We start from the raw sequence: 2,155 nt of genomic DNA, 5'->3' as shown, positions 1-2,155 counted from the left end.
GTGTTACCAACGGAGTAAAATTGATCCACTGACAACGGTTTAAAAGTGATCCACCTGAGGCATCATAGCCGCACTTTTCAATAAGACAAGGCGGCCTAACATGCTAACTCAGGAGCAACTAGTGGACATTCACGTTTTACACCGACAGGGATTAAGTAATCGCGAGATTGCACGCCGTCTTGGTATTTCCCGCAACACAGTAAAAAACTATCTGGCTCGGCCAACAGTAACGCCAAGCTATTCGGCGCGTGAAGCGCGCCCAACGAAGTTAGGCCCTTATGAGGCGTATCTTCGTGAACGGATTAAAGCCGCTGAGCCTGATTGGATACCGGCAACGGTTCTTTTTCGAGAGATAGAAGCCCAAGGTTATAACGGCGGTATGACTCAGTTGCGACAGTATGTGTCGCAGTTTAAAAAGCCAGAAGCGAGCGACCCTGTTGTTCGTTTCGAGACCCAGCCGGGTGAGCAGTTGCAAGTTGATTTCACTAACATCAACCGCAACCGGCGTCGCATGAAGGGCTTTGTCGCGACGTTATCGTTTAGCCGTGCAACCTTCGTACACTTTTCAGAGCGCGAGCGCCAAGAAGATTGGTTGTACGGTTTAGAAGAAGCATTTGCCTTCTTCGGTGGAGTTACTCAACACGTTCTGTTTGATAACGCCAAGACCATTATGATTGAACGTGATGCATATGGCCCAGGACAGCATCGCTGGAACCAAGCGTTGCTCCAGTTCGCTAAGTACTACGGTTTCCAACCGCGTGCTTGCCGCCCTTATCGAGCTCGCACGAAGGGCAAGGTTGAGCGTTTCAACTCGTATTTAAAAAGCAGCTTCATCACGCCATTAGCTGCCAGTTTGAAGCAGCATGGCTTACGCTTTGATGTGTCGGTGGCCAACGCTCACATTGGCCCATGGCTTGAACACGTTGCGCATCAACGTATTCACGGTACAACCGGACAGAAGCCGCAGATATTGCTTGAGCAAGAGCGGTTTCATTTACAACCGCTACCAACTAAAGAACACGGTCGTATCGCGACATCATCAGCGAGCCGACCAACACCGATAGAGAGCTTACAGCACCCGCTGAGCGTCTATGACAGCTTGTTGGAGGGACGTTTATGAACCTTCAACAAGAACGCATACTAGACGCTTGTGAGACGCTCAAGCTCGGAACCATTAGTTCTGAGTGGTCTGCCGTCGCAGATAAAACAAGTGCTAAAGAAGGTACGTTTGCCGACTTTCTAGAGCAACTACTGCAGCTTGAGCTGCAAGCAAGGACACGACGAACACAAGAGACGCTTCTTAAGTTCGCTGGCTTTCCAGCATTAAAATCGTTCGATGATTACGATTTTAAGTTTGCTAGTGGCGCACCACGACAGCAACTAAAAGAGCTAACTGGCTTAGCGTTCGTTGAACGTGCTGAGAACATTGTATTACTCGGCCCTAGCGGCGTTGGTAAAAGCCACTTGGCTATCAGCCTCGGTTACCTTGCGGTAATGCGTGGTATTAAAACTCGGTTTATTACAGCGGCTGATTTAATGCTTCAGCTCGCAACGGCAAAAAGCCAAGGCCGACTTGAGCAATATTTAAAGCGCAGTGTACTTGCGCCAAAGCTGCTCATTATTGATGAGATAGGTTATCTACCTTTTGGCCGCGATGAGGCGAACCTGTTCTTTAATGTTATCGCCAAGCGATATGAGCAAGGTAGTGTCATCGTCACTAGCAACTTGCCATTTTCACAATGGTCGAATGCATTTGCCGATGATACAACGCTTACAGCGGCATTATTAGATCGGCTTCTGCACCATTCGCACATTGTGCAAATTAGTGGTGAGAGCTTCCGATTAAAGGGCAAAAAAGCTGCAGGAATCATACCTGCTGTCGAAACAAGCACAGAAGTACTTGTTGATGCTTAAATGCAGCAATGGATCAGTTAAATACCGTTGTTGTGCACGAAAATGGCTGTAAAGGTGGATCAATTTTATTCCGATGCTTTTCGGATAAACCGCAAACCGGCCAAGATAATTGACGCTGAGTAAGCACTTTTGTGGATCACTTTGCAGCCGGCGTCTGAAGTATAAAATTAGCTAAGGGTGGATCACTTTTATTCCGTTGTTTTTAGGACAAAAGCGGATCAGTTTTCACCCGTTGTTGACA

Annotated in this window: 2 protein-coding genes; both read left to right on the top strand. The window is 47.7% G+C overall.

The features are described 5' to 3' along the window. Positions 1 to 100 precede the first annotated feature (100 nt). A complete protein-coding gene (gene istA, locus IDAT_RS12765) occupies positions 101 to 1,120 on the top strand; it encodes an IS21 family transposase (RefSeq protein ID WP_034734399.1) in 1,020 nt (339 codons plus the stop codon). Next, positions 1,117 to 1,914 carry an IS21-like element helper ATPase IstB gene (gene istB / locus IDAT_RS12760; protein WP_034734397.1) on the top strand — a complete coding sequence of 266 codons (798 nt, stop codon included), beginning with the start codon at positions 1,117 to 1,119 and terminating at the stop codon, positions 1,912 to 1,914. The genes istA and istB overlap by 4 nt, the downstream gene beginning before the upstream one ends. Positions 1,915 to 2,155 lie beyond the last annotated feature (241 nt).

It is taken from the genome of Pseudidiomarina atlantica (assembly GCF_000753735.1).
Lineage (GTDB): Bacteria > Pseudomonadota > Gammaproteobacteria > Enterobacterales > Alteromonadaceae > Pseudidiomarina > Pseudidiomarina atlantica.
The sequence above is the reverse complement of the archived record's forward strand: the minus strand, read 5'-3'. Positions and strand labels throughout refer to the sequence as shown.